23 protein-coding genes and 2 rRNA genes are annotated in these 22388 nt (G+C 42.8%); 4 read left to right on the forward strand and 21 right to left on the reverse strand.

Going from position 1 to position 22388, the window contains the following annotated elements; genetic code table 11:
* The first annotated feature begins 42 nt into the window (after positions 1-42).
* From nadB to nadA, 3 genes are read left to right on the forward strand one after another with little or no spacing between them, the layout of a single operon-like run.
* Entirely contained in the window at positions 43-1551 is a 1509-nt protein-coding gene (gene nadB, locus V514_RS0117235) for an L-aspartate oxidase (RefSeq protein WP_029501078.1), read from the forward strand.
* Positions 1505-2356, forward strand: a complete 852-nt coding sequence (nadC, locus tag V514_RS0117240; RefSeq protein ID WP_029501079.1) for a carboxylating nicotinate-nucleotide diphosphorylase — start codon at positions 1505-1507, stop codon at positions 2354-2356. The genes nadB and nadC overlap by 47 nt, the downstream gene beginning before the upstream one ends.
* Positions 2353-3459 carry a quinolinate synthase NadA gene (gene nadA, locus V514_RS0117245; RefSeq protein ID WP_029501080.1) on the forward strand — a complete coding sequence of 369 codons (1107 nt, stop codon included), beginning with the start codon at positions 2353-2355 and terminating at the stop codon, positions 3457-3459. Before nadC ends, nadA begins: the two co-directional genes overlap by 4 nt.
* A gap of 52 nt (positions 3460-3511) precedes the next feature.
* Here nadA and spoVG read toward each other — a convergent pair whose 3' ends face one another.
* The 10 genes from spoVG to metG form a co-directional block, all read right to left on the reverse strand.
* Positions 3512-3802: a septation regulator SpoVG gene (gene spoVG / locus V514_RS0117250; RefSeq protein ID WP_029501081.1), complete on the reverse strand. Its 291-nt coding sequence runs from the start codon at positions 3800-3802 to the stop codon at positions 3512-3514.
* A 216-nt stretch (positions 3803-4018) separates the two neighbouring features.
* The gene (locus V514_RS0117255; RefSeq protein ID WP_029501082.1) at positions 4019-4390 is read right to left on the reverse strand and encodes a RidA family protein; all 372 of its coding nucleotides are present in this window, start codon (positions 4388-4390) and stop codon (positions 4019-4021) included.
* A 3-nt stretch (positions 4391-4393) separates the two neighbouring features.
* Positions 4394-5221, reverse strand: a complete 828-nt coding sequence (purR, locus tag V514_RS0117260) for a pur operon repressor (protein ID WP_029501083.1) — start codon at positions 5219-5221, stop codon at positions 4394-4396.
* Between the two features lie 67 nt (positions 5222-5288).
* Positions 5289-6143 carry a 4-(cytidine 5'-diphospho)-2-C-methyl-D-erythritol kinase gene (gene ispE / locus V514_RS0117265; protein ID WP_029501084.1) on the reverse strand — a complete coding sequence of 285 codons (855 nt, stop codon included), beginning with the start codon at positions 6141-6143 and terminating at the stop codon, positions 5289-5291.
* A gap of 207 nt (positions 6144-6350) precedes the next feature.
* Entirely contained in the window at positions 6351-6611 is a 261-nt protein-coding gene (gene veg, locus V514_RS0117270) for a biofilm formation stimulator Veg (RefSeq protein ID WP_029501085.1), read from the reverse strand.
* 138 nt (positions 6612-6749) lie between these two features.
* Positions 6750-7628 (reverse strand): 16S rRNA (adenine(1518)-N(6)/adenine(1519)-N(6))-dimethyltransferase RsmA, encoded by an 879-nt coding sequence (rsmA, locus tag V514_RS0117275; RefSeq protein WP_029501086.1) that lies wholly within the window; start codon positions 7626-7628, stop codon positions 6750-6752.
* A complete protein-coding gene (gene rnmV, locus V514_RS0117280) occupies positions 7621-8184 on the reverse strand; it encodes a ribonuclease M5 (protein ID WP_029501087.1) in 564 nt (187 codons plus the stop codon). Before rnmV ends, rsmA begins: the two co-directional genes overlap by 8 nt.
* 143 nt (positions 8185-8327) lie before the next feature.
* Positions 8328-9047 (reverse strand): 3D domain-containing protein, encoded by a 720-nt coding sequence (locus V514_RS0117285; protein ID WP_029501088.1) that lies wholly within the window; start codon positions 9045-9047, stop codon positions 8328-8330.
* Between the two features lie 138 nt (positions 9048-9185).
* Complete coding sequence (locus V514_RS0117290) at positions 9186-9959, reverse strand: TatD family hydrolase (protein WP_029501089.1); 774 nt, start codon at positions 9957-9959, stop codon at positions 9186-9188.
* A gap of 264 nt (positions 9960-10223) precedes the next feature.
* Positions 10224-12191, reverse strand: a complete 1968-nt coding sequence (gene metG, locus V514_RS0117295; RefSeq protein ID WP_029501090.1) for a methionine--tRNA ligase — start codon at positions 12189-12191, stop codon at positions 10224-10226.
* 361 nt (positions 12192-12552) lie between these two features.
* Here metG and V514_RS0117300 point away from each other — a divergent pair, with 361 nt between their 5' ends.
* The gene (locus V514_RS0117300; protein WP_029501091.1) at positions 12553-12831 is read left to right on the forward strand and encodes an AbrB/MazE/SpoVT family DNA-binding domain-containing protein; all 279 of its coding nucleotides are present in this window, start codon (positions 12553-12555) and stop codon (positions 12829-12831) included.
* Between the two features lie 196 nt (positions 12832-13027).
* On the opposite strand, the gene rsmI is transcribed toward V514_RS0117300, so the two are convergent.
* The 11 genes from rsmI to V514_RS0117360 all read right to left on the reverse strand — a co-directional run bounded on the left by rsmI (position 13028) and on the right by V514_RS0117360 (position 22220).
* A complete protein-coding gene (rsmI, locus tag V514_RS0117305) occupies positions 13028-13894 on the reverse strand; it encodes a 16S rRNA (cytidine(1402)-2'-O)-methyltransferase (protein WP_029501092.1) in 867 nt (288 codons plus the stop codon).
* Entirely contained in the window at positions 13872-14162 is a 291-nt protein-coding gene (locus V514_RS0117310) for a GIY-YIG nuclease family protein (protein ID WP_029501093.1), read from the reverse strand. Before V514_RS0117310 ends, rsmI begins: the two co-directional genes overlap by 23 nt.
* Positions 14146-14895, reverse strand: coding sequence for a tRNA1(Val) (adenine(37)-N6)-methyltransferase (locus tag V514_RS0117315; RefSeq protein ID WP_029501094.1), 750 nt, complete (start codon positions 14893-14895; stop codon positions 14146-14148). Before V514_RS0117315 ends, V514_RS0117310 begins: the two co-directional genes overlap by 17 nt.
* A gap of 48 nt (positions 14896-14943) precedes the next feature.
* Positions 14944-15303 carry a DNA replication initiation control protein YabA gene (yabA, locus tag V514_RS0117320; protein ID WP_029501095.1) on the reverse strand — a complete coding sequence of 120 codons (360 nt, stop codon included), beginning with the start codon at positions 15301-15303 and terminating at the stop codon, positions 14944-14946.
* Between the two features lie 20 nt (positions 15304-15323).
* Complete coding sequence (locus V514_RS0117325; RefSeq protein WP_029501096.1) at positions 15324-16142, reverse strand: PSP1 domain-containing protein; 819 nt, start codon at positions 16140-16142, stop codon at positions 15324-15326.
* Complete coding sequence (gene holB, locus V514_RS0117330) at positions 16135-17142, reverse strand: DNA polymerase III subunit delta' (protein WP_029501097.1); 1008 nt, start codon at positions 17140-17142, stop codon at positions 16135-16137. Before holB ends, V514_RS0117325 begins: the two co-directional genes overlap by 8 nt.
* 103 nt (positions 17143-17245) lie before the next feature.
* Entirely contained in the window at positions 17246-17683 is a 438-nt protein-coding gene (locus V514_RS0117335) for a YaaR family protein (protein WP_029501098.1), read from the reverse strand.
* A gap of 20 nt (positions 17684-17703) precedes the next feature.
* Complete coding sequence (locus V514_RS0117340) at positions 17704-18033, reverse strand: cyclic-di-AMP receptor (protein WP_029501099.1); 330 nt, start codon at positions 18031-18033, stop codon at positions 17704-17706.
* A 60-nt stretch (positions 18034-18093) separates the two neighbouring features.
* Positions 18094-18720, reverse strand: coding sequence for a dTMP kinase (gene tmk / locus V514_RS0117345; protein ID WP_029501100.1), 627 nt, complete (start codon positions 18718-18720; stop codon positions 18094-18096).
* 213 nt (positions 18721-18933) lie between these two features.
* Positions 18934-19049: ribosomal RNA gene (rrf, locus tag V514_RS0117355) — 5S ribosomal RNA — on the reverse strand.
* A gap of 242 nt (positions 19050-19291) precedes the next feature.
* A 23S ribosomal RNA gene (locus tag V514_RS0117360) occupies positions 19292-22220 on the reverse strand.
* Positions 22221-22388: the final 168 nt, after the last annotated feature.

Consider the following 22388-nt stretch of genomic DNA (forward strand, 5'->3'; position numbering starts at 1 on the left):
AAATATATGTGACAAGACAACTGTAAAAGAAGGTATGTACACATGCATGTAGACATTATCATCCTCGGTAGCGGCATTGCGGCACTTCAAACGGCACGCCTGCTACCAAAACACAAGCACGTCTTAGTTATTACGAAAGGTGATTTGCGCACGAGTAGCTCCTATATTGCGCAAGGTGGCATTGCGTCTGTCACACAGCCAAAGGATTCATTTGCGAGCCATATCGCAGACACACTTGCTGCTGGTGTCGCGCATAATTACGAGCCACATGTTAACAACCTTGTTACGGATGGCAAGACGGCGCTTGATGCGCTCATCACGCAAGGCTTTGCTATCGATGCGCACGTTGGTTTAGAGGGCGCACATAGTCATCACCGCATCGTTCATGCTGGCGGTGATGCGACCGGGCGACATTTAACCGAGCATTTAATCAACCAGCTTCCTAGCAATGTACACATCCATACACATGAACTTGCCTATGCGCTATTGCACAATACAGCAGGTGACATTATCGGTGTTCGGACAACAACGCAATGTTATTTTGCAGCGCAGACGATTATCGCAACGGGCGGGGCTGGCGCGCTCTACACGTACACATCTAATCAACCTAAAAGTTTCGGTGATGGTATCGCAATGGCCGCACTCGCTGGGGCAGCTGTTGCCGATATGGAATTTATGCAATTTCACCCAAGCTTATTGTATAAAGATGAACGTTGCTTTGGACTTGTATCTGAAGCGGTGCGCGGGGCCGGTGCACGTTTTGTAGACGATACCGGCGATTACTTTATGAATGGACAAGACCTTGCACCTCGTCACATCACAGCACGCGCCGTCTATGAGCGTCGTGCAGCCGGTCATGACGTCTATTTAGACATTTCAGCGATTGCAAATTTTGAACAACATTTTCCGACTGTTAGTGCCATTTGTCAGCGCGCAGACGTTCCACTATCCACGCAGCGTATTCCGATTGCACCGGGTAGCCACTTTTTAATGGGCGGCATTTTAACCGATGATGTTGGGCAAACGTCACTGCGAGGCTTATATGCGGTCGGCGAAGCGGCATGTAGTGGCGTCCACGGGGCTAATCGCCTCGCGAGCAATTCATTATTAGAAGGACTGGCGTTTGGTATGCGCCTTGCAGAGCATTTAGCACAAGCGCCAGCACAAACAAATTGGCACTTGCGGCATGCACCTGTCGCACCAAATACGGCGCTATTGCCGCTTGAACAACTTCAACAACTTATGATGCAGCACGCCGGTATTATGCGAAGCGGACTTACGTTACAACAGCTTAAAAATAAGCTCCCGATTATCGACCAGATTGCGCCGGACCAGGCCGAGCTCGCACTTGCACATGTGACTGCACGATTGATTGTCAGCGGAGCACTTGCACGCCAAGAAACACGCGGGGCGCATATACGCGAAGATTACCCTCAACAAAATGACGCGCTATCAAACCGCTTATTGATACAACAACAGCACACCATCGTTAGGAGGACATGGCATGAATTTATTCAAACTACAGCACATGCTGAAAGAATTTTTTATTGAAGATATTGGCGACAATGATTTATCGAGTACGACGATTTTCCCAGCAGATGAAGCCGGACAATTTTCTTTTTATGCAAAAGAAGACGGTATTTTTTGCGGCACGCCTATTATCGAAACGGGCTTTGCGCTATTGCATCCATCTATTCGCGTCACAATGCACGTAGCAGAAGGTGCGCGCATTGCATACGGCGACAAACTTGCAACGATTGCAGGGCCGATTCAACTCTTATTGTCAGGCGAACGTGTCGTACTAAATCTCGTACAGCGCCTTTGTGCAATTGCTACGATGACACACGCTGCCGCTTCGCAAACAGCCGGCACAACGACAAAAATTTGCGATACGCGTAAAACGACACCGGGGCTACGAATGCTCGAAAAGTATGCCATACGTATCGGCGGTGGCTACAATCATCGCAGCGGCTTATATGACTGCATTATGTTAAAGGACAACCATATCGCGTTTTGCGGTTCGATTACTGAAGCAGTGACGCGCGCACGCCAAGCGATTGGGCACACCGTCAAAATCGAGGTCGAAATCGAAACGCGCGCGCAACTTCAAGAAGCGATCGAGGCGCACGCGGACATTATTATGTTTGATAATCAAACACCTGAAACGATTCGTGAGTGGCAACAGCTCGTACCAGAGACGATTGTCACCGAGGCATCAGGCGGTATTACACTCGACACGATTGCTAGCTACGCACAAAGTGGCGTTCACTATATTTCCCTTGGCTTCCTGACACATTCGGTGAAAGCTTTCGATATTTCTGCACTTGTTGAACTGAAAGGAGCGTTAAACGCATGATGAATCCAACATTATTCGATCAATTATCAAAATTACCTGAACGTTATAAAACGATGTCTACAACGGAAATGGAGGCGCGCGTTCGAGCGATTAAACAACAGCTTGGTGACGAGCTTTTCATCCCAGGTCATCACTATCAGCGCGATGAAGTCATCCAATTTGCCGACGCGGCAGGTGATTCTCTGCAGCTCGCACAAATTTGCGCGAGCAACACGCGCGCGAAACATATCGTTTTTTGCGGCGTGCACTTTATGGCCGAGACTGCCGATATGCTGACAACGGATGAACAAACGGTTTATTTACCGGATATGCGCGCAGGTTGTTCGATGGCCGATATGGCAAATATCGAGCAAACAGAAAGCGCTTGGCAACAACTTCAGCAGTTATTCGGCGATACGATTGTGCCGCTGACATACGTCAATTCGACTGCGAGCATCAAAGCTTTTGTCGGTCGTCACGGCGGGGCATGTGTCACGTCATCAAATGCAAAAACGATGGTCGAATGGGCCTTTCAGCAAAAGTCTCGCCTATTATTTTTACCAGACCAGCATCTTGGACGTAATACCGCATTTGCGCTCGGTGTGCCACTTGAACATATGGCTGTCTGGGACCCGATTCGTGAAAAGCTCGAATATGACGGTGAGCTAGAAGACGTACAGGTAATTTTATGGAAGGGGCATTGTTCGGTCCATGAAGGTTTTAATAAATGGCATATTGACGACATTCGTAAAAATGACCCGGACATGCGCGTTATCGTCCATCCTGAATGTAGTCATGACGTCGTACAGGCGGCCGATGATAACGGGTCGACAAAGTATATTATCGACACGATTGAAAGCGCTCCTACAGGCTCTCGCTGGGCGATTGGCACCGAGATGAATCTCGTGAAGCGCCTGATTACGGAGCACCCTGATAAACACATCATTTCACTCAATACGAATATGTGTCCTTGCCTAACGATGAATCGCATCGACTTGCCACATCTATTATGGGCGCTTGAGACGATTGTAGAAGGCGGTCGCGGCAATGTCATCACCGTTGACGCCGACACAACAGCGCAATCAATTCACGCATTAGAGCGCATGTTACAATTTGCGAAATAAAAAAAGAGGCCTCCCGTCAAACGGAGACCTCTTTTTCTTATGACCTTTTATTTTATACTTGTTCAACAACGCTCTCTTCCTCATTCGTTTCTTCCGCATTTTCATATGCGACTAAAACAGCTTGTTGAATTTTTGTACGCATATCGGAGTTAATCGGATGCGCAATATCTCGAAACTCACCATCCGGCGTACGCTTGCTCGGCATAGCGACAAATAGTCCCGTATTCCCGTCAATAACGCGAATATCATGCACAACAAACTCGTTGTCTAGTGTGATGGAAGCGATCGCACGCATGCGACCATCCGTTTGAACACGGCGTAATCGTACATCAGTTACTTCCATTCTTTTCACCACCTCTCATCTTAGATGCAAAAATTAACTCTTTCCTACTGTACTATTCGGCAAATAAACATTTTTTTCCTTCTTTTCATAAAAATATTTTTTTGAACTTTCTAATAATTTTACGTAAAAAGAAAAACACTATGTTTTAATTCCTCATTTCAGTCCTATTCAAACAAAAAAAGAACCTGTTTTCACAGATTCTTTCATGTATTGAAATTATACGAGTGCGATAACTTCGATTTCTACTTTAACGTCTTTAGGTAAACGCGCTACTTCCACACAACTACGTGCTGGTTTGTGGTCGCCGAAATGACGTGCATATTCTTCATTTAACTCACCGAATTCATTCATATCTGAAATGAATACCATCGTTTTTACGACTTTATCGAGTGAAGAACCCGCTTCAGCTAATACCGCTTTTAAATTTTCGAAAACTTGGTTTGTTTGTTCTGTAATTGATCCTTCTACAAGCTCACCCGCAGCCGTTAATGGGATTTGACCTGAGCTATAGAACATGTTGTTCACAATAACACCTTGCACGTACGGACCGATTGCCGCAGGTGCATTATTCGTTGCTACTACTTTCATTACTTAGTTTCCACCCTTCGAAAAATAATTACCCTCCGTTAACTCAATCGTGCGATCCTTCTCATTGACGTCTTTTAATTTTACTAATGAATAATAATCATCGACTAAGCGTTCGTCGGGATGTTCGGCCTCAACTAGCACAGCGATACCTGCTAGTGTACAGTCGAACTCTTCTAATAAATTTTTCATCCCGTTCATCGTGCCGCCAACTTTCATAAAGTCGTCGGTGATGAGCACGCGCTGACCACTCTTCATGCTACGTTTTGATAGCACCATCGTTTGAATACGACGTGAAGAGCCTGATACATAGTTGATACTTACTGTAGAACCTTCTGTCACCTTATTATCGCGACGTACGACCACAACAGGGACATTCAAGTGGCGTGCAATCGCATGCGCAATTGAAATCCCTTTCGTTGCAACGGTCATAATAACATCTATTTCTTGATCACAAAATGCTGAGGCAAATACTTTACCGACTTTATTGATTAACTCTGGGTTACCAAGTAAGTCCGTCATAAATAAATATCCACCAGGCAACAGGCGATCGGAATGACTTAATTCTGTAATTAACTCTGCTACAACTTTTTTAACTGCTGCTTCAGGAACTTTAGGGATGTATTTCACACCACCTGCCGCACCTGGGACTGTAATTAAATGACCAATCCCTCTTTCTTCAAATGTATCTTTCACAATCGATAAGTCTTCGCTAATTGAGGACTTTGCCGACTGATATGATTCAGCGAAAAATGTAAGGGGGATTAATTGTTGTGGATGCTCCAATAAATAATGCGTCATATCAACAAGACGCTCACTACGCTTCCATTTCATGAAATCCTCTCCTAAATACGAATATTTTATACAAAAAATACCATAATTATACGTGTTTATGCAAGTACTATCGGTCGCCTAATAGACGCACTGCATATACTTCATCACAAAAACCTTTGAGACCATTAACAATACGTGTCGTACGCGCTTCTGTCTGCACGAGCGCAAACACAGTAGGGCCGCTACCACTCATGAGTACACCGTCTGCACCAAAGCGCTTCATTTGCTCTTTAATGCTCGAAACTTCCGGATGCATATCAAGCGTGACACTCTCTAATACATTGCCTAGTGTACCACACATTTTAGCGTAATCGTTCGTCTTAATTGCCTCGACCATACCAGCAGTATCCGGGTGCTCTATACCGTCCAACTTCAAGCCACCATAAACAGCCGCTGTTGATACGCCAATTGTCGGTTTCGCTAAAATAACCCAGCTGCTCGGTGGCGCTGAGATATGCTCAATCTTTTCGCCACGTCCACTAGCAATCGCTGTGCCGCCATAGACGCAAAATGACACGTCTGAGCCAATCTCTGCCCCTAACTCTGCTAAGTCGTCTAATGATAAACCTAAGCTCCATAATTCATTTAAACCTTTTAATGTTGCCGCTGCATCGCTACTACCGCCCGCAAGCCCAGCCGCTACTGGAATTTGCTTATCGATTGTAATCGACACACCCGATGTTACATTAAAACGGTCCTTCAATAATTTTGCCGCCTGATACGCTAAATTACGTTGGTCATCCGGAACAAAATTATTGCTTGAATGAACGAAGATTTCACCATCACGGCGAAGCTCCAATCCAACGCGGTCTGCTAAATCAACGGTCGTCATAATCATCTCTACTTCATGGTATCCATCTGGACGTTTATGTAATACATCCAAAGTTAAATTAATTTTCGCAGGTGCTTTCACGTAAAGCATATGCCTACCTCACTTTCCTATCTGGCCATCATCGCCCTTTGTTACTGTGTATTATTCTAACACATCGCGACTTTTCAATGACGGTTTCAGACATGAAAAAAACCACGCCAAAATTCCGCTGCGTGGCTTACAAAATAAAACACTTATAAAACGGCCCTTCAACGAGAAGGATTGTTTTATAAGTGCCCGAAAAAATATAAATGTTTACTATTCGGCGATAGCCAGTTTCGACTCGCCTTCGAATGTAATCTCTACTGCTTCTGTTAAAATATCTGTGTAACTGTAAGAAACGCGTTCAAATGCGTTTTCATCTTGATCAAGATCAACGACGAATACTGCGCGATATGTTTCACGAAGTACGCCTGCTCGTTCAATAGTTTTCTTGCGGCCACCATTTGCTTTTAATTGCATGCGTTGGCCTAAATGACTGTCTAACGACTTTTTAATGTCGGCTAATGTTTTTGGCATTATGCTTACACCTCACTATAACCTAGTATAACGAGATAGTGCTAGAAAGTCAACTGTAAATTTATATTCTATCAATCTATATTTTCTATGTCAATTATTTTATCACGATTTTTCTATGCTTTTTTTGCATAAACGATATTAGTTAAAATATGGGTGTAATGCATCCGCTAATGCACCGAATTCTGCAATCGATAATGTTTCACCGCGACGCGTTGGTTCGACAGCCGCTTGTTCAAGCGCACGTAAAATATCTTCCTTTTTCGCCTTGCCGTTTGGTAGCTGCGATTGTAAGTTGTTTAACAACGTTTTACGGCGTTGTGCAAATGCTGCGCGCGTTACGCTAAAGAAGAAGTCTTCATCGATAACAGACACTGGTGGCTCGTCGTGACGGATTAACTTTAACACAGCCGAATCGACATTTGGTTGTGGCATAAAGACCGTTTTAGGCACAATCATCGCTACCTCAGCCGTGCAGTAGTATTGTACAGCGATTGATAACGAGCCATATGCTTTTGTACCAGGTTTTGCTGAAATACGATCTGCGACTTCTTTTTGCATCATCACGACAAAGCCACGTAGCGGTAAATTTTCCGTTAATAGCTTCATCAAAATTGGCGTTGTCACGTAATACGGTAAGTTAGCGACTACCATGATGTCTTTAAAGCCTGCAAGCTCCGTATCAATCAAACCTTTAACATCTGCCTTTAAAACGTCTGAATGGACGATTTTAACGTTGTCATAAGGGCTTAGCGTATCTTCTAATACCGGTAATAGGCGTTGGTCTATTTCAAATGACATGACCTTGCCTGCTTGGCGCGCTAAATGCTCTGTTAACGCACCAATCCCTGGTCCTACTTCAATCGCAGCACTGTCCTTTGTTAAATCAGCGTGCCCAACGATATTGCGTAAAATATTTGGATCGATTAAAAAGTTTTGTCCTAAGCTCTTTTTGAATGAAAAACCATATTTCTTTAAAATTTCCTGCGTACGAATCGGTGTTGCGATATCTTTATGCATCCTGTTCCTCCTGATTGATTTGCGCAATTGCTGCGCCAAATTGTTGCTCGGTAATTTGGAACATTTCCAAACGTTTTACGAGCTGCTTGCCGTTTGTAGAACCAATATTTAAAATTTCCCCTAGACGATCACGACGTTTTTTTGCAGACGGGTGACCAAGCAGGTGAGCCATTAGTAAATCATCGCGCGTAATCGTACACGCTGGCGCACCTTCATGTACCGTATAGACATTTTCAAGAGCATAGCGAATATCTTCAGACTTCGCATGTTCGATGCCTAAGCTCTTGCCATTTTTAGCGATTGTTTTCTTCTTCGGTAAAAATGCATGCTTAATACCTTTCACATGCTCCTCAATGATTGCACGAATGCGACGCCCAGGATAATCTGGGTCCGTAAAAACGATAACCCCCCTTACATCTTGTGCGTGTTGAATGCGCTGTAAGCACTCCGCTGAAATCGCTGAGCCGTTCGTTTCAATCGTATCGGCATTTACCGAACGCCTAATCGCTGTCGTATCATCTTTCCCCTCAACAACAATAATCTCTTTTATGTCCACTTGTGTGAATCCTCTTTTCGTTAATTACTACGTTCTAAAAATAAACAATATGCTTATTATAATATGTTCAGCGCAAAATAAAAAGCATCGCGTTTTTACCATAAAAAAAGCAACCTCGCAATAGCGAAGCTGCTAATTTATAATTAATAAACCGTTACCTTTACTGAACGACGGCCCCAGTTTAAAGCTTTTGAATGTGATGACATGAATACATCAATTTTATTGCCTTTAATCGCGCCACCTGTATCGCCTGCTACAGCTAAGCCGTAACCTTCAACGTATACTTTAGAACCTAATGGAATGACGCGTGGATCAACTGCGATAACTTTTTTGTTTGGATTCGCCCGTAGGTTGATACCTGTTGCTGTGCGACCTGAGCAGCCTGAGCAGTAAGCTGTATATGCTGTTGATGACACTGTAAATGTACGAGCGCCAGCACCTGTTTTTGTAATGCCTGATAAGTATTTAGAGTTTACATAACCTTTTGTACCTTTGTATGAAACTTTAACCCAGTCTCCCTTACGGCCACCAACGTATGTAACTTTCTTACCTTTTGGAATTTTGTATTTCACGCGATATTTTACACCAGCGCCAGCACGAGCGTTTAAGTGTGCTGTTGTTTTCACTGTTTTACTTGAAACAGTTGAAATTTCTTCACCAGCGAAGCGGTTCGCATAATCTTGTGATGTTTTATCTTGTTGTTCTGTTTTTTTAACTTCTTTTGTTGCCTGTTCATTAGTTGCAGTACTAAATACTGTAGCTACTACAAACGCAATCATAAGTGTAAGTGCTGTTAACAGCATTACCATTTTTGTATTTTTTAATGATTCCGGGAACAGTTTTTTCATGGAATTGTTTGACATGAAAAATACCTCCTTATTCACTCGTTGGATTATATAGAGTGTCTTTTGTCCCTGTCAACAGCGGACGAATTTTACATAAAACGGTAAACCCTATTGTATCAACGGTTTCGTGAGTTCGGAGGAATTAGTTCCAAAGTCTTATTTTATGTTATAGAAACGATGTGCGTTTTCCGTCGTCACACGCTCGACCTCTTCGACCGCTATACCGCGTAGTTGCGCGATTTCTGCGGCGATTAGAGGGATGTATGACGGCTCGTTCCTTTTACCCCGATTTGGATGCGGTGCAAGGAACGGTGCGTCCGTTTCTAAAATAATTCGTTCAAGCGGGATTTCTGCGGCGACTTGTTTCGGTGTTTTCGCATTTTTAAATGTTACGGGACCACCTAATCCGACGTAGAAATTTAATTTATCGATAATCACTTCTGCGATTTCGACGCTCGCGCTGAAGGAGTGCATGACACCCCCCACTTCTTCTGCATGTTCTTCGATTAACATGCGGACACAATCACCAGTTGCCTCGCGATTATGAATAATAATTGGGAGTTTTACACGCTTCGCAAGCTGAATTTGCTTGCGGAAGATTGTTTCCTGCACATCCTTTGGGGATTTATCCCAATGATAATCCAATCCTGTTTCTCCAATGGCTACGACTTTGCTATGTTCTGTTGCTAATTTTTCAATCCATGCTAGATCTTCGTCTGTACAATCGATTGCATCAACTGGATGCCAGCCAATCGCTGCGTAAATAAAATCGTATTGCTCAGCAAGTTCAAGCGCTCGTACAATTGTTGGTCGGTCAAAACCGATAACAACCATTTCTTTGACGTTGTTTTCAAAGGCGCGCTCAATCACCTGATCTAAATCTTCGTTGTATTGCTCGTTGTTTAAATGGACATGTGTGTCGATAAACATAAACATGCTCCTTTTCTGAGATTTATTGTACTCACTAAAACCATTTCATAAATAACTTCCATATTACATTTATATTACAAATATTATAATTGGTTGTTAAATAACAATCTGTTCACATAAAAAGAAAGTGTAATTTGTCATATAAAGGGATAATAATAAACTATTTTATTACTATTTCCGAGTACTTTTTTGTTAATTTTTAAACTTTGTAATAGAAAAGGACCGCGCTAAAAGCACGATCCTTCACTTCAAAATTCACAGCAATTAACGTACGCGTGCGCCATTTTCTAATGCTGAATCTACTTGTGCAAGTTTTAATGTATCGCCAACACTACCTGCTAAAATCATCCCTTGAGACAATTCGCCACGAAGTTTTACTGGTTTTAAGTTTGCTACAACGATTACTTTTTGTCCCACTAATTCTTCTGGTGTGTAATAAGAAGCGATACCTGACACAACTTGACGTTGTTCATAACCAAGGTCTACTTGGATTTTTAACAACTTGTCAGCTTTTTTCATTTTTTCAGCAGCTACTACTGTACCGACACGAAGCTCTACGTTCATGAAATCATCAATTGTAATTTCTTGTTCGTGTTCGATTTCTTCAGCAACTACTTCAGGTTTTTCTTCTTGAACTGTTTTTACAGAACCACGCATTTGCTCGCGAATATATTCTACTTCTACTTCGTTATCTAAACGAGGGAAAATCGGTTCACCTTTTGTGATAACCGTTGTACCAGCTGGAATAACGTTCGTAGCAGTTAATGTATCCCATGCTAATAATTGTTCTGATAAGCCAAGTTGACGTAAAATCTCTGTTGGTGATTTTGTCATAAATGGTTGAATCATTACCGCAACGCGGCGAAGGTTTTCAGCAAGGTTGTACATAACCGTACCTAGCTTCGGTTTTAATGCTTCATCTTTCGCCAGCACCCAAGGCTCTGTTTCGTCGATATATTTATTTGTGCGAGATACTAACGTCCAAATATCAGCTAGCGCTACGCTAAACTGCATTTTTTCCATATTCGCTTCAAATTTCGTTAATGATTCTTTTGCTGTTGCTTCAAGAGCTGCATCAAAGTCCGTACCTACTAAATCTTCTGTTGGAATCACGCCATCGAAGTATTTGTTCATCATTGACACAGTACGATTTAATAAGTTACCAAGGTCATTGGCAAGGTCAAAGTTTGTACGTTCTACAAATGATTCTGGAGAGAATACACCATCTGAACCAAATGGTAGCTCACGTAATAGGAAGTAACGCGTTGCATCAAGACCGTAGCGTTCGATTAACATTTCAGGATAAACAACATTGCCTTTTGATTTCGACATTTTGCCGTCTTTCATCATAATGAAGCCGTGTGCGAAAACTTTTTTTGGTAATGGTAAATCTAATGCCATTAAGAAAATTGGCCAGTAGATTGTATGGAAACGCACGATATCTTTCCCAACAACATGTACGTTTGCAGGCCAGTATTTTTTAAAGTCTGCATCATTGTCAGTATCATAGCCTAATGTTGTTAAATAGTTTGTTAACGCATCTACCCATACATAAATAACATGCTTTTCATCGCCAGGGACGCGAATACCCCAATCAAATGATGTACGAGATACCGATAAGTCTTCAAGACCCGGTTTAATGAAGTTATTAACCATTTCATTTTTACGAGATTCTGGCTCGATGAAACCTGGGTTTTCTTCATAATATTGTAGTAAGCGATCGGCATACTTCTTCATATTAAAGAAATAAGACTCTTCTTTTACTGTGTGAACAGGACGACCACAGTCTGGGCAGTTCCCATCTACTAATTGTGTTTCTGTAAAGAATGATTCACATGGCGTACAGTACCAGCCTTCATATTCGCCTTTATAAATGTCGCCATTGTCTAAAAAGCGTTTGAAGATTTTTTGTACGGCTGTTGTGTGACGTTGTTCAGTTGTTTGAATAAAATCATCATATGAAATATCCATTTGAGCCCATAATTTTTTCGCCGCGTCTGCAATTTCATCTACATAAACTTTAGGTTCCTTGCCCGCTTCTTCTGATTTTTCTTGAATCTTTTGGCCATGTTCATCCATACCTGTTTGGAATCGTACGTCAAATCCACGTAAGCGTTTGTAGCGTGCCATCGTATCAGCAGCTACAGTTGTGTAGGCCGTGCCGATATGGAATTTACCGCTTGGATAATAGATCGGTGTTGTGATATAAAATGTTTCTTTTTCTTTGTTCACGAAAGCTTCCTCCAGTGTTATACAGTATAGTTACTATTCTATCTAAGTAGACAAATTGAAGCAACGATAGTTTATTTTGTCGATTTTTTGTAGATATTTGTCGAATAATTATCTCGAATTAAAAACACTATTATAAGCGTGAAAATCATCGAAAAACGCATTTTTTGGCTAATTAAATCATTTTTTTACGCAATCCGACCTCTTTATAAACCATATATTTGAAAAAAAGTTTTGAAACTAGGAGAAAAAATAATTGACGATTATGGTATTAGTTGGTATGATTAATTCCAGACAAAGAAATTATGTCGAATTTTGACGAACTAACACATAAATCAACCAATTAATTAGGAGGAGATTCATCATGAAATCTACAGGTATTGTACGTAAAGTTGACGAATTAGGCCGCGTAGTTATTCCAATCGAATTACGTCGCACATTAGGTATTGCAGAGAAAGACGCTTTAGAAATTTACGTGGATGACGACAAAATCATCTTAAAAAAATATATGCCTAACATGACTTGTGCTGTAACAGGTGAAGTATCAGACGATAACTTCCGTCTTGCTGGTGGTAACTTAATCTTAAGCCCAGAAGGCGCACAAATTTTAGTTAAAGAAATCCAATCTAAACTAAACAAATAATTCATTCCCTTCCATCCCTTAAAATAGTTACAAGATATACATTATAACCATTTAACAACCCTTGTTTTTGTATGTGAAATTATATAAATAGAGGCCCCGATGAATTTTCGCCGATTCATCGGGGCTACGTTTTTACTTAAAGTTTTTTCATAACAAAAAAGAGCAGTAGACCTTTGCCGGTCTACTGCTCTTTTTCTTATTCTACATGATACGCTTGATAAACATCGCGTTTTGGTAATTTGCGCTCTTTAGACACTTCTTTGATAGCATCTTTAGAACTTTGACCCTTTTCGATAAGTTGCTCGATATGTTCGACAACCGTAAGTGTCGACCACCATTCAACTGCCTCTTCAACAACGCTGTCATCAGCACCTTCAACGATGACAACGAACTCACCGCGAATCTCACTTGAATTTGCCCATTCTAAAGCTTCATCAATCGTGCCGCGTAAAAACTCTTCAAATTTCTTCGTCAATTCGCGCGCTAATACAATTTTACGCTCACCTAAAATGGCGTTCATATCTTTTAGCGTATCTTTCATGCGATGTGGCGCTTCATAAAAGATAATCGTTTCATGACGTTTCGCTAATCCTTCAAGCGCTTCTTTACGCTCTTTTTTTTGGCGGCTCAAAAAACCATAAAATAAAAATGGCTGTGCTGGTAACCCAGAGCCGACTAATGCCGTTAATGCCGCATTAGCTCCTGGTAATGGCACGACCGCAAAACCTTCCGCCATCGCCTTCATCGCAATATCTTTCCCAGGGTCTGAAATGCATGGCATCCCTGCATCACTCACAAGTGCGACCGTTTTCCCATCGCGCAGCATATGCAGTAATTTTTCGCCGCCCTGCTCCTGATTAAAATCATGATAGCTTGTTAGTGGCGTTTCAATGTCGAAGTAATTGCATAAGCGTTTCGTATTACGCGTATCTTCGGCCGCAATCATATCCGCTTCTTTTAAAATGCGCAATGCACGCATTGTCATATCTTCTAAGTTGCCAATCGGCGTCGGGACTAAATACAAAGCGCCGCGTTCGTGCTCAGCGCTCATTTGTGATTGAATCATCCGTACGACCTCTTTCTTCTATATAATTTAACTTTTGCTGGCGCGTCAAACGCTTGAAATAATATTCTGCGCTCATCGCCTCATGCTTCGTTTCAAATTGTTCATAATAAATGCACGTTACCGGCAAGCGCGCGCGTGTATATTTTGCACCCTTACCGGCATTGTGCGTCGCAATGCGCTTATCGAGATTATTTGTATACCCCGTATAAAGCGTGCCATCACTACATGTCACGACATACATCACGTCTTTATTCGGCGTCGCCATAAAGCATCACGCGCACTTCATCTGTATATTCATTGTCATCACCATATACATAAAGCGGCGGTAAAATTTTCAAACCCGGCTTGCCATCTTTAATCCCTTCAATCAACAACGTATTTGCTTCTTTCCCCATTTTTGGATACACAAGCTGAATACGCTTTGGCTCAATGCGATTTGCGCGCATCGCCATGACAATATCAAGTAGGCGCTCTGGGCGGTGGACAAATGCTGCCTTGCCGCCTTGCTTCAACAGACGCCCCGACGTATAAATCATTTCATCGAGTTTCAAATAAATTTCATGACGTGCAATTTTCACATGCTCTTTCAAATTTTTATCGCTCGCCTCATGTGCCAAAAAATACGGTGGATTGCACGTCACAGCATCGTATTTTTCGACGCCAAGCTCCGCTGAAATCGTGCGCACATCTCCTTGCATAATCGTAATTTGCTGCTCAAGCTCGTTGTACTGTACACTACGCGTTGCCATATCTACTAGACGGTCTTGAAGCTCTACCGCCGTAATATGTGCTTTCGTGCGTGCGCTTAAAAATAATGGAATCGCTCCATTCCCAGCACATAAGTCGACAATCTGCCCCTTATGATGTGGGATATTGACAAAGCGAGACAATAATACGGCATCAAGAGAAAATGAAAATACCGACGGACTTTGTATAATGCGCAACTCCTCCGCTAACAAATAATCCAGCCGTTCATCATCCTTTAACCATTGTTCCATGAATTACCCTCCAACAAACTAAAAGAGGCTTATAGTAGAAGCCCCTTTTTAGTCATTTTGTTTATTTAAAAATGAAAGACAGAATAAGCAATCTTCACCTTTACGCGACGACCCAAAATGTACATTACATACATGATAGCCTTCATGATAAAGACGTGCTAAGTTATCATATCCTTCGCCAACATCGAGTACATCGCGTTTTTCTACTTCAATTTCCGGTAACTGCTCTGGTTGTTGAGACAGTACCTCTTCTAAACGCGTACGCAAATGATGATTTTCCATTTGTAGCGTTTGATGTTCCTCCATCATTAATGCTACAAACTTTTTTAATGCCTCAAACTGAGTTTGCATCGACTCAAGCTGTTGTTCGAACTCCATAACAGTGTCTAAGAAATTATGGTCCTTCACGCAAGCCACCTCATATTCCCCTATTGGACTGAACTTTTTTCAAATTCTACAATTTCATCTAATGTATATTCTAACACACGATTCTCTTCAAATAGTTCTACTTGCAGTAAACGTTCTAAAATGTTCAAACCAACTACCTTCCCTTTACCGTCAGGCGTCGAAATCGTATGACCGATATCTGGCATTTTCGAACGAGCTTCCTCATATTCATCATTTTCATATTTTAAGCAGCACATTAAACGACCGCATAAACCTGAAATTTTTGATGGATTTAATGAAAGGTTTTGATCCTTCGCCATCTTAATCGACACAGGCTCAAAATCACCTAAAAATGTTGAACAACATAGCATACGACCACATGGGCCAATACCACCTAGCATCTTCGCTTCATCGCGCACGCCAATTTGACGTAGTTCAATACGCGTACGGAATACCGAAGCTAAATCTTTTACAAGTTCACGGAAGTCAACACGACCTTCTGCAGTGAAATAAAAGATAATTTTATTACGATCAAATGTATATTCGACATCTACTAATTTCATCTCTAATTTATGCAGAGCAATCTTTTCTGTAGCAAGCTCAAAAGCACGTTTTGAATCGCCAAGATTTTCCGTTACTTGGATACTATCGCGTTCATTCGCTTGGCGAACAACTTGTTTAAGCGGCAAAATAACATCTTCTTCATCCACTTCTTTCGGCGGAACAACAACTTTACCATATTCAATCCCACGAGCTGTCTCAACGATGACATATTCGCCATTTTCGAGTGCAAGTTCACCAGGATCAAAATAATATATTTTACCCGCTTTTTTAAAACGGATTCCTACTACTTTATACAAAGGACTTTCCCTCCTGCAGATTCAGCATTAGCTGTTCCATCAGCAACGTACGATTCATATTACTATGCAGTGTCTTACGCGCATGCAAGACTGCTTGCAACATAGCTGAAAGTTGTTCGTACGTCAGACGCAAGCCAGTCGTCACGAAAAATTCTTTCATGTCCGGGTACGTTAATGTCGCTTCTGGGTTTGCCTTCACTGCTACAATATCTCGATACGCATATAGCAGTAAATCCAATGCTAACTCCATTTGGTTTCTTTCTTTAAAAGTTGGCAACCAATCCTCGTGCACAATCAATAGAGCCTCATGCACATTTTTCGATAGCGTCGCTTCTATTAATTTTAACACTGTTTTTCTCGCCTGTGCAAACTCGTCATCTTCGGTTAATGCAATTGCCTCACTTACGTCGCTAGTTACCATGCTAACCGTTGCCGCAATTGATGTACCAACGCCTTGTTTGCGTAGTTCTTCTAATAATAAATGCTTTGGAATTGGCTGAAATGCGATATGCTGACAACGCGAACAAATCGTCGGCAACATCGCATTAATATTTTGCGTCGTAAAAATCGCAGTCACTTCACCAATTGGTTCTTCTAAAAACTTCAATAATTTATTCGCAGATTGTGCATTCAAACGCTCTGCCTCATGAACAATATACACTTTACGCCCGGCTTCCATACCACGCTTACTCATTTCATCAAGAAGCTGTGATACTGCTGCCACTTTAATAAATTGCCCATCTGGATATACTTGATGAAAGTTAATGTGATTGCCATTTTCAATCCGTTGGCAGCTTCGACAGACGTCACATGGCTCGCCGTCACTTGGTTGTTCACATAATAATAATTTCACGAAAAAATGAGCGACCTCTTCTGTTGCCGTCCCTTTTCTTCCTTCAAATATGTAGGCTTGTCCAATACGATTTTTACGCTCAATTATTTGCAGTTGCTGCATGACAACTGGCTGCAATTGCTTAAGCTGTGCTGTTGTTTTTTCCATTTCCATCACCTTTAAAAAATGAAGCTGTGACAAAAGTACAGCCGATGTGCCGCGCCTAAGCACGCTACCATCACCAGATGTTTTCCCTAATGCCACAGCTCCGTTATGTGTACAGATTAATAAGTAACCCTTTAATCTCTCCGATTTTTGCTAAAATATCGACAGAGTCTTTTTCTTCGTTTAAAATATCTTCCGTTAATTCAATTAGCTTCTCGTCAATTGTATCGACAATCTTTAAACGGCGGCCTTCACCAAAGCGATTCCACGTATGGGATTGTTTCAGCTCCATACCAAACGATACGGATTCTTTCAAAAAGCGTTTGATCAACATTTTAAATTTTGCAAGATCACGCAAATTTCGCGATTTGGTAATACGTTCACCAGCAGTCGAAATATCACCTAGCAAACGCGTTAATTGCTCGGTCTGCATTTTTTGACCTTGCTTTACTACAAGACTACCAAAGTTGTTCGTCGCTTGCTGCTGCACTTGTCGCGTCTGTGCCTGACTTCTCCCTATGTGTATGTCTTGGTTAATTTTCATTATATACGGTCGCCTCCACTCTAGAAATGATGGAATTGTTCAATCGGCAATACAAATACCGTAGCACCGCCAACTTCTACCTCTACAGGATACGGAATATAAGAATCCGCATTGCCTCCCATTGGAGAAATTGGCGCTACCATTTGCTCACGTGAGCGGCAGTTATCACGAATAACGTCAAGCGCTTTCGGAACGAGTGAATCCTCCGTACCAATTAGGAAAGTTGTATTTCCTGATTTCAAGAAACCTCCCGTACTGGCTAATTTCGTTGCTCGAAAATTATTTTTCGTTAAAGCATTTGAAAGACGGTTACTATCCTGATCTTGTACTACTGCAACTACTAATTTCATCGGCATTCACTCCTGATTCTTTTCAACTATTATATCATAAAGTCAAATTTTTCATCATGGCTAAACAAGCGGTGCAATACATTGCCATGCTGATTCTACGACTTCTTCTAGCGACTTGCTCGCATCAATCACTTGAATGCGTTCTGGGAAACGCTCAGCTAAATGTAAATACGCTTCGTGTACGGATTGATGAAATGCTAAGTCTTCTTTATCTAAACGATTCACTTCACGTCCTTCATTTGCATTAATACGTGCTAATCCTACCTCAGGCTCTAAATCAAATAAAATCGTCACATCTGGCATACGATCTCCAATCGCAAATTCGTTGATTGCCTTCACTGCATCAATCCCTAATTTACGTCCAACCCCTTGATAAGTTAATGAAGAATCGATAAAGCGGTCGCATAATACTACTTTACCCTCTTTTAGCGCTGGTTCTACCGTTTCTGCAAAATGTTGACTACGTGCAGCTGCATATAATAATGCCTCTGTACGCGCATCCATTTCTGTATGATTTTTATCTAAAATAATATGACGGATTTTTTCTGCAATTACACTACCACCTGGTTCACGCGTGGCGATAACATCGACACCTTTTTCACGTAAACGTTCAGCAATTTTTTTAAGCACTGTTGTTTTACCGGCGCCTTCTGGACCTTCAAATGTAATAAATGATGTTTTTTTCATTAACTCTTACCTCTTCTATTTCACTTTTTTTGGTTTTGCTACTAAAGTTATTGCAGCTGCAGTCGTTGCAGCAATTAATTTTATCACTGTTAATTTTTTCATAGTTCTGCACCTACCCTCGTATCTCTATTGTAAGTAAGTTGCGCAGAAAATTCACTTCATATGTTGTATGAAAACACAAAAAAAGCACCGATAAAAATCGGTACTTCGTGTGCCTAGCAACGTCCTACTCTCGCAGGGGGAAACCCCCAACTACCATCGGCGCTAAAGAGCTTAACTACTGTGTTCGGCATGGGAACAGGTGTGACCTCTTTGCCATCATCACTAGACTCTTAGTTACGGCTTCTGCTCTGCTTCGTACTACATTGTCAGCTGTTTCATTCACATCCTCACATACTGAAGTATGCTCCGGTGTTCATTCATTGCTTCCTCGTATTACTAGCCTATCAGAACCCTTACGTACAAGGATGTACTGACTTACGTGTTACAACATGGACGTTGTGAACTTAGCGTAAGTTCCTTGAAAGAATTGTTCTTTCAAAACTGGATAAAATGTGACATGAAAGTATATTTGGTTAAGTCCTCGACCTATTAGTATTCGTCAACTCCGTATGTCGCCATACTTCCATCTCGAACCTATCTACCTGATCGTCTTTCAGGGGTCTTACTTACTTGCGTAATGGGAAATCTCATCTTGAGGGGGGCTTCATGCTTAGATGCTTTCAGCACTTATCCCGTCCACACATAGCTACCCAGCGATGCCTTTGGCAAGACAACTGGTACACCAGCGGTGTGTCCATCCCGGTCCTCTCGTACTAAGGACAGCTCCTCTCAAATTTCCTACGCCCACGACGGATAGGGACCGAACTGTCTCACGACGTTCTGAACCCAGCTCGCGTACCGCTTTAATGGGCGAACAGCCCAACCCTTGGGACCGACTACAGCCCCAGGATGCGATGAGCCGACATCGAGGTGCCAAACCTCCCCGTCGATGTGGACTCTTGGGGGAGATAAGCCTGTTATCCCCAGGGTAGCTTTTATCCGTTGAGCGATGGCCCTTCCATGCGGAACCACCGGATCACTAAGCCCGTCTTTCGACCCTGCTCGACTTGTAGGTCTCGCAGTCAAGCTCCCTTGTGCCTTTACACTCTGCGAATGATTTCCAACCATTCTGAGGGAACCTTTGGGCGCCTCCGTTACCTTTTAGGAGGCGACCGCCCCAGTCAAACTGTCTGCCTGACACTGTCTCCCACCCCGATAAGGGGTGCGGGTTAGAAGTTCAATACATTTAGGGTAGTATCCCAACAACGCCTCCACCGAAACTGGCGTTCCGGTCTCTCAGGCTCCTACCTATCCTGTACAAAATGTATCAAAATTCAATATCAAGCTACAGTAAAGCTCCATGGGGTCTTTCCGTCCTGTCGCGGGTAACCTGCATCTTCACAGGTACTATAATTTCACCGAGTCTCTCGTTGAGACAGTGCCCAAATCGTTACGCCTTTCGTGCGGGTCGGAACTTACCCGACAAGGAATTTCGCTACCTTAGGACCGTTATAGTTACGGCCGCCGTTTACTGGGGCTTCAATTCTCAGCTTCGCTTGCGCTAACCAATCCTCTTAACCTTCCAGCACCGGGCAGGCGTCAGCCCCTATACATCACCTTACGGTTTAGCAGAGACCTGTGTTTTTGATAAACAGTCGCTTGGGCCTATTCACTGCGGCTCTCTCGGGCTTGCACCCTACCAGAGCACCCCTTATCCCTAAGTTACGGGGTCATTTTGCCGAGTTCCTTAACGAGAGTTCTCTCGCTCACCTTAGGATTCTCTCCTCGACTACCTGTGTCGGTTTGCGGTACGGGCACCTCTCACCTCGCTAGAGGCTTTTCTTGGCAGTGTGAAATCAGGAACTTCGCTCTAAGAGCTTCGCTATCACAGCTCAATGTTAAAGAGTGCGGATTTGCCTACACTCACACCTCACTGCTTAGACGCGCATAACCAACAGCGCGCTTACCCTATCCTACTGCGTCCCCCCATTACTCAAATGGTGAGGAGGTGGTACAGGAATATCAACCTGTTATCCATCGCCTACGCCTATCGGCCTCGGCTTAGGTCCCGACTAACCCTGAGCGGACGAGCCTTCCTCAGGAAACCTTAGTCATTCGGTGGATGGGATTCTCACCCATCTTTCGCTACTCATACCGGCATTCTCACTTCTAAGCGCTCCACCAGTCCTTACGATCTGACTTCACAGCGATTAGAACGCTCTCCTACCACGGACATCTGAGATGTCCATCCACAGCTTCGGTGAATCGTTTAGCCCCGATACATTTTCGGCGCAGCGTCACTCGACCAGTGAGCTATTACGCACTCTTTAAATGATGGCTGCTTCTGAGCCAACATCCTGGTTGTCTAAGCAACGTCACATCCTTTTCCACTTAACGATTACTTGGGGACCTTAGCTGGTGGTCTGGGCTGTTTCCCTTTTGACTACGGATCTTATCACTCGCAGTCTGACTCCCGCGTATAAATCATTGGCATTCGGAGTTTGTCTGAATTCGGTAATCCGGGATGGACCCCTAGTCCAAACAGTGCTCTACCTCCAAGATTCTTAGCCGCGAGGCTAGCCCTAAAGCTATTTCGGAGAGAACCAGCTATTTCCAGGTTCGATTGGAATTTCTCCGCTACCCACACCTCATCCCCGCACTTTTCAACGTACGTGGGTTCGGGCCTCCAGTAAGTGTTACCTTACCTTCACCCTGGACATGGGTAGATCACCTGGTTTCGGGTCTACAACCACATACTCATTCGCCCTATTCAGACTCGCTTTCGCTACGGCTCCGCCTTATCAGCTTAACCTTGCATGGGATCGTAACTCGCCGGTTCATTCTACAAAAGGCACGCTATCACCCATTAACGGGCTCTAACTACTTGTAGGCACATGGTTTCAGGATCTCTTTCACTCCCCTTCCGGGGTGCTTTTCACCTTTCCCTCACGGTACTGGTTCACTATCGGTCACTAGAGAGTATTTAGCCTTGGGAGATGGTCCTCCCAGATTCCGACGGAATTTCACGTGTTCCGCCGTACTCAGGATCCACTCTGGAGGGAATGAACTTTCAACTACAGGACTGTTACCTTCTTTGGTGGGCCTTTCCATGCCGCTTCGCTTAACTCATTCCTTTGTAACTCCGTATAGAGTGTCCTACAACCCCAAGGAGCAAGCTCCTTGGTTTGGGCTCTTCCCGTTTCGCTCGCCGCTACTAAGGGAATCGAATTTTCTTTCTCTTCCTTCAGGTACTTAGATGTTTCAGTTCCCTGAGTCTGCCATCATCACGCTATGAATTCACGTGTAGATACTGTCCTATTAAAAACAGTGGGTTCCCCCATTCGGAAATCTCCGGATCAAAGCTCACTTACAGCTCCCCGAAGCATATCGGTGTTAGTGCCGTCCTTCATCGGCTTCTAGTGCCAAGGCATCCGCCATGCGCCCTTAATAACTTAACCTATATAAGTTATTAAGCCTAAAAATTAAAACTTAATAATAAAAAATCTATAATAGAAATTTGTTTGTTACTTTCAATGTCGTTTTATCCAGTTTTCAAAGAACAAGTTTTAGAAGATTCATAAACCTTCAAAACTGAACAGCAAGTGTAATCGTAGATGACCGAGTCA

It is taken from the genome of Kurthia huakuii LAM0618, assembly GCF_000505545.1.
In the GTDB taxonomy this organism is placed as follows: domain Bacteria; phylum Bacillota; class Bacilli; order Bacillales_A; family Planococcaceae; genus Kurthia; species Kurthia huakuii.